Annotated in this window: 5 protein-coding genes; 3 read left to right on the forward strand and 2 right to left on the reverse strand. The window is 54.7% G+C overall.

Annotated features, from left to right (window positions below):
- Positions 1–105: 105 nt before the first annotated feature.
- From QMX91_RS27940 to QMX91_RS27950, 3 genes are all read left to right on the forward strand, one after another.
- On the forward strand, positions 106–438 hold the full coding sequence (locus QMX91_RS27940) for a transposase (protein WP_009682494.1): 333 nt from the start codon (positions 106–108) through the stop codon (positions 436–438).
- Positions 435–770: an IS66 family insertion sequence element accessory protein TnpB gene (gene tnpB, locus QMX91_RS27945; protein WP_009682493.1), complete on the forward strand. Its 336-nt coding sequence runs from the start codon at positions 435–437 to the stop codon at positions 768–770. The genes QMX91_RS27940 and tnpB overlap by 4 nt, the downstream gene beginning before the upstream one ends.
- 61 nt (positions 771–831) lie before the next feature.
- Entirely contained in the window at positions 832–2,379 is a 1,548-nt protein-coding gene (locus tag QMX91_RS27950) for an IS66 family transposase (protein ID WP_034128274.1), read from the forward strand.
- A gap of 132 nt (positions 2,380–2,511) precedes the next feature.
- On the opposite strand, the gene QMX91_RS27955 is transcribed toward QMX91_RS27950, so the two are convergent.
- Together QMX91_RS27955 and QMX91_RS27960 are read right to left on the reverse strand one after the other, a co-directional pair.
- Positions 2,512–3,831 (reverse strand): PAS domain-containing methyl-accepting chemotaxis protein, encoded by a 1,320-nt coding sequence (locus QMX91_RS27955; protein WP_009682490.1) that lies wholly within the window; start codon positions 3,829–3,831, stop codon positions 2,512–2,514.
- A gap of 152 nt (positions 3,832–3,983) precedes the next feature.
- Positions 3,984–6,053, reverse strand: a complete 2,070-nt coding sequence (locus QMX91_RS27960; protein ID WP_033690316.1) for a bifunctional diguanylate cyclase/phosphodiesterase — start codon at positions 6,051–6,053, stop codon at positions 3,984–3,986.
- Between the last annotated feature and the right edge of the window lie 345 nt (positions 6,054–6,398).

The raw sequence follows: 6,398 nt of genomic DNA on the forward strand, positions 1-6,398 counted from the left end.
CCGTATGCGTACGGCCAAGTCATCTACCCAGCCCTGCAAAGCCAAGACATGGTGTGCACTTACATTTAAGTGGGCACCAGTTCTAGCCTTTTAAGCGGGTATTTCATGCAGCCAACACGCCGTTCCTATTCCAAATCCTTCAAAGCTCAGGTCATTCAAGAGTGTGCCCAGCCCGGTGCTTCGATTGCCAGCATCGCACTCAGCCATAACCTCAACGCAAACCTCGTCCACAAATGGATTCGCCTGCAAGCGCAGAAAAGCACAGCGCTGCAACCTGCATTTATTCCGTTACCCGTGCCGCTGGCAGGGGCGAAATCCCACACATCATCATCGAATATTTGCGTTGAAATACAGCACCCGCGTGGCACCGTCACAGTGAACTGGCCCACTGAAAATGCTGCTGCCTGCGCGACCTTTCTTCGAGACCTTCTGCGATGATTCGCATCGACTCCATCTGGCTCGCCACCGAGCCGATGGACATGCGCGCTGGTACCGAAACGGCATTAGCCAAGGTGATTGCGGTGTTCGGTGCGGCGCAGCCGCACTGTGCTTATCTTTTCGCCAACCGCCGCGCCAATCGCATGAAAGTGCTGGTGCATGACGGCTTCGGCATATGGCTGGCGGCGCGCCGGTTGAGCCAGGGCAAGTTCCACTGGCCAAGCATTCGTCATGGCTCTGAAATGCAGTTGGACACCGAGCAACTCCAAGCCTTGGTATTGGGCCTGCCATGGCAACGAGCAGGTTCCGGCGGCTCGATCACACTGCTTTAACGGCTGCCATTAGCCTATCGGTCTATCGCCGCGAAGCGCCTGCTCTGGCAAAATTCGGCGCATGACTTCTTCTCCCAATCTCGACCAAATGACTCCCGACCAACTGCGTGCCTTAGCTGCGCAATTGCTCTCGCAAGTCGAAACAATGGGTAAGACGGTCGAAACCATGGGCAAGAAGATCAACCGCGATCAGACGGTGATCGAGAAGCTGACCTTCGAAATTGCGCAGCTCAAGCGCTTGAAATTTGCCAAGCGCAGCGAGCAGATGAATCCTGAGCAGGCCAGTTTGCTCGATGACCTGATCGATACAGATATCGCAGCGATTGAAGCAGAGCTTCAGGCCTTGCAAACAGTGCCAGCGGCGACCGAGAAAAAGCAGAAGCCCAAGCGCACTGCATTGCCGGCTGAGTTTCCACGCACACTGATCCATCACGAACCTGACAACACTCACTGCCCATGCGGCTGCGCGCTGAAACGCATCGGTGAAGATGTCAGTGAGAAGTTGGATTACACACCGGGCGTGTTCACCGTCGAGCGTCATGTACGTGGCAAATGGGTCTGCGATGACTGCGAAACGCTTATCCAGGCACCGGTTCCGGCTCAGATCATCGACAAGGGCATCCCAACCGCTGGGCTGCTGGCCCACGTCATGATTGCCAAGTTTGCTGACCATTTACCGCTTTACCGTCAGGAATCGATCTTCGGTCGAGCGGGCCTGGCGATTCCACGCTCAACCTTGGCCGAATGGGTTGGCGTGACTGGGGTTCAGTTGCAGCCGCTGGTCGATGCGCTGCGCGAAGTGGTACTCGGGCAGCAGATTATTCATGCCGATGAAACACCCGTGCAAATGCTCATGCCGGGAACAAAGAAAACCCACCGTTCCTATGTTTGGGCCTACGCCACCAGCCAGTTCTCGGATGTGGCAGCGGTGGTTTATGACTTCAGCCCCAGCCGTGCCGGAGAGCATGCTCGCAACTTCCTGCAAGGCTGGAGGGGCAAGCTGGTCTGTGACGATTTTGGCGGTTACAAAGCCAGCTTCGAACTCGGCGTGACCGAAATCGGCTGCATGGCCCATGCACGGCGCAAATTCTTCGAGCTGCACGCTACGAATAAAAGCACGCTTGCTGAGCAAGCCCTGCGCTATATCCAGTTGTTGTACGAAATCGAGAGCGAAGTCCGCGATCTGGAGCCGGATTTACGGCGGCGAATACGGAAAGAAAAAGCCGTCCCGGTAATGGACATGCTACATGTCTGGATGAGCGCCCAGCGCGACCTTGTGCCCGAAGGCTCAGCCATCAGCAAAGCACTCGATTACAGCCTGAAACGCTGGGCAGCGCTGTCGCGCTACCTCGATGACGGGGCTGTACCCATAGACAACAATTGGGCAGAGAACCAGATCCGACCATGGGCTCTTGGACGCAAGAACTGGCTCTTCGCAGGGTCGCTACGCAGCGGAAAACGGGCGGCGGCGATCATGAGTTTGATCCAGTCTGCGCGGCTCAACGGTCATGATCCGTATGCCTATTTGAAGGACGTGCTCACACGCCTGCCGACGCAGCGGGCGAGTGAAATCGATCATTTGCTGCCGCATATTTGGCAACCGGTCTAATTGCGTAAGACGTGATGCTCGGATGCAAACGTTCAGTTGCGCCCAGTAAGCAGCGATGATGTCATATTGGACAAGCACGCTTATCGTGAGAAATTGGAACAGCCTTACGAGGTTGTGCCCGATACAGTTACATCAGAGCTCTTCCTTTGCCTCGGCGAACTGGCGCACGGCGTCGACTACTTGCCGTGCTCCGCTCTGAATTTCCTCTATCACAAAGCCGGCTTGGCTGACCAAATCGACGCCTTGATCGACCTTTTGGCGACTAGCCTGCATGCTCTCCACAGCATCCTGCGCTAGTTCATGGTTGCGCTTCACAACATCGACGATTTCCACGGTGGCCTGCGCCGTGCGGGCTGCAAGGTTTCGTACTTCATCGGCGACCACCGCAAAACCTCGGCCTTGTTCACCCGCCCTTGCAGCTTCGATAGCAGCATTTAGAGCAAGTAGGTTGGTCTGCTCGGCGATACCTCGGATGGTCTGCACGATGCTGCGGATCATCTCTGACTGCTGATTGACTGCAGTGATGCCTTCAGCCGCTCGTGAGAGCTCGGCTGCTATGCCTTGTACCACCTCGACCGTTTCACTAATGACCTTGGCACCATGGCGAGCGCTTCTGTCCGTCTGCTGGGATATATTGTAGGCGAGCGTGGCTGCATCGGATTCTGCCTGCTGCTGGCGCACTTGGGACGTAATATCACGGGCAAACTTAACTACTTTGTAAAGCCGGCCACTGGCATCGAATACCGGGTTGTAGGTTGCGCTCAGCCAGACGGTATCGCCATGCCGGTTGAGTCGCTGGAAGCGTCCAGAGAAGAACTCACCACGGTTCAGTCGCTCCCAGAAATCGCGGTATTCAGGAGAGTCCGCTTCACCTCGTGTGCAGAACATGCGGTGGTGCTTTCCCCGAATCTCATCCAGGCGATAGCCCATGGCCTGCTCGAAGTTTTCGTTGGCGTCGAGAACCTCACCTTTCAAGTTAAAGGAAATCGCAGCCATCGAGCGACTGATGGCCTGAACCATGCTGCTCTGCTCCTGCTCACGGATCACCTGAGTAGTAATGTCGGTGGCCAGCTTCAGCACGCCTTCGACGCGACCATCGGCGCCTCGGATAGGGTTGTAGCTGGCTTCGAGCCAGACCTCCAGGCCTTGCTTATTACGCCTCAGGAAACGTTCACGTATGTACTCGCCACCAGCCAGGCGCTGCCAGAACTTACGATAGTCGGCACTCGCCTGGTAATCAGGAAAACAGAAAATACGATGGTGCTGTCCGACGATCTCCTCCAGTCGGTAGCCCATGGTGGTAAGAAGGTTCTCATTGGCACCTATGATGGTGCCATCGGGTTTAAATTCAATTGTTGCCGTCGAACGGTCAACGGCCACGGCCCTTGCTTCTGCGGCCTGAAGCTTTTGCAGAGCCTCAGCCAAGGTCTGCTTGATTGCCTTGTTGAACATTGATTAGCCTTAGAGTGAATTTTACTATCGGACGAATGAGGAGAAGCCGTAAATCCCAATTCGAATGTTTAACTGATGCTTAAATCAGGTGATGTAGCGGGTCTGCAAATTGCACCAGCAAGCACCAACTTGAATCTATGGCTTGTGCAGTATCACGCTAGAGTCTTGGTCGCGCTTAAGCTTTCCAGCATCCTCTCTGCGCTCATCGGCTTGCCCAGCAGGTAACCTTGCAAAATGTCGCAACCCAACTCGGTAAGCATCTGTTGTTGTTCAGCGGTTTCCACACCCTCTGCAACGATCCTCAGCCCCAGCGTTTTACCGAGCGCTACTATGGCCGAAACGATAGCCGCGTCATCGTTACACTTAGCCAGCTCGGTGATAAAACCTCGGTCGATCTTCAGTTCGTTGGCTGGTAGGCGCTTAAGATAAAGCAGGCTGGAATAACCGGTACCAAAGTCGTCGATGGAGATATTCACGCCCAATGCTGCCAATTGATCAAGAGCAATCAAAGCAGCTTCAGCGTCCCGCATCGCCGTAGATTCGGTAACTTCCAGTGTCAGGAAACGGGGGGGCAGGCCACTGCTTTGCAGGGCATTGCGCACGACATCAACGAGCTTTGCATGGGCCAGTTGTACCGTCGAAATGTTGACCGCAATACTCCATTCGTCTTTACCTTCGCCTAACGCTTGCCATTCGGCCATCTGCCGGCACGCCTCATGGATTACCCAGCTACCGATTGGCACGATCAATCCAGTACGCTCTGCCAAGGGCAGGAAACGGACGGGCGGCACCAAGCCAAAACCTGGCTTGTTCCAACGCAGTAAAGCTTCAACGCCGATCATAGGGCCATTTGGGGCGAGCATCTTCGGCTGGAAGTGCAGGATAAATTCATTCCGATCCAGTGCGCACCGCAGATCCTGTTGCATTTCCAACTGCAGGTGAGCGTTAACGTTCATAGCTTTTTCAAAGAAGCAGTAGCCATCGCGGCCCTGCTCCTTGGCGTGGTACATAGCCGCATCGGCATTGACCATCAGCTCATGCTCGGTTAGGCCATTTTCTGGGAATATAGCGATACCGATGCTAGCGGACACATGCACTGTCTGCCGCCCAAGTACGTAAGGTAATCGAATATTTTCCACCAAGCGTTGCGCCAACATCGCAGCGTCTTCAGGTTCGCCGGGATCGATAAGCAGAACGAACTCGTCGCCTCCGAGGCGAGCCACCGTATCTTCGCCGCGTTTGGCGTCGTTGATTCGCTTTGCTACTTGCAGAAGCAACTGGTCGCCAGTGTGATGACCGTAAGTATCGTTAACAGCTTTGAAACCATCCAGATCCATGAAGAGTACGGCAAAGTGGCTCTTCTGCCTGATGGCTTTATGAATCGCTTGCTGAAGACGGTCGTTTAGGAGGATACGGTTAGGGAGGCGAGTAAGATTGTCGTGAAGAGCTAGCTGCACCAGTTCACTGTTTGCGAGGTCAAGGGAGCTGGCAAGTATGCTGGTGCGGACGTCAAGCATTGATACGATCAAGGCAATAGCGCAGACAGCCAGCGTGATCAGAATCACCAAAACCATTAGCCAGTTGCTATCAATGCCTGCATTGACCGCTCCGCACACGCTCCCGATAGGAAATTGGGCAGCCGCCATTCCGGTATAGTGCATTCCAACAATGGCACACCCCATAATTAACGAGGCGCCGATGCGTGTACGATTGATGTACTGACCTTCGCCACGCAGGCGGAAAGCGATCCACAAAGCCACGCCCGAAGCAAGGATAGCAATCAGCACCGATAGCGCGAACAAAGACGGAACGTATTCCACTACAGGATTCATCAGCAGCGCCGCCATTCCAACGTAGTGCATGGATGCAATTCCGATACCCATGAGCACCGCACCAAGCAGCAAACGCGGCAGTGGCATTTCCGTCTGGCATGCTAGCCACAAAGCAAAGGCGGAGGAGGCGATGGCGATCAACAACGATAAGCCAGTCAGCGTCGGGTCGTAACCCAGCTCGATGGGCAGTTGGAAGGCCAACATGCCAATAAAATGCATCGACCAGAGGCCCGTGCCCATGGCGGAAGATCCACCGGCAAGCCAAAGTGCCGATGCTTTGCCTTCGGTACGGGTGACTCGACCAGTCATGTCCAGCGCGGTATAAGACGCCAGGATCGCTACGGCGAAGGAAAACAGCACATACACGCTGTTATAGCTGCTTACTAGCATTGAAACCCCGAAGGTTGAATTTGGCTCCTCTGGGCCATCGGCGGCACGAGCAGTTTCTGAAGAGTACGCTTCATCCTATCGTCAAAAATTTTACAAAAAAAAGCGTCATGCCAGCCTTGCGACTTCCACGGGCACGCTTACGGCTGAATGCGATGCTGGAAATTGTAGTGCCGTGCTGGGCACCCATATTGAATGACCTGGGCTTTGAAGGCCTTGGAATAGGAACCGAGTGTTGGCTGCATGAAATACCCGTTTAAAAGGCTAGATCTGGTGCTCACTTAAATTTGAGTGCACACGATGTCTTGGCTTTGCGGGGCTGGGTAGATGACATGGCCGGACGGTTAC

This window comes from Pseudomonas sp. PS01299, from assembly GCF_029960145.1.
GTDB lineage: Bacteria > Pseudomonadota > Gammaproteobacteria > Pseudomonadales > Pseudomonadaceae > Aquipseudomonas > Aquipseudomonas putida_A.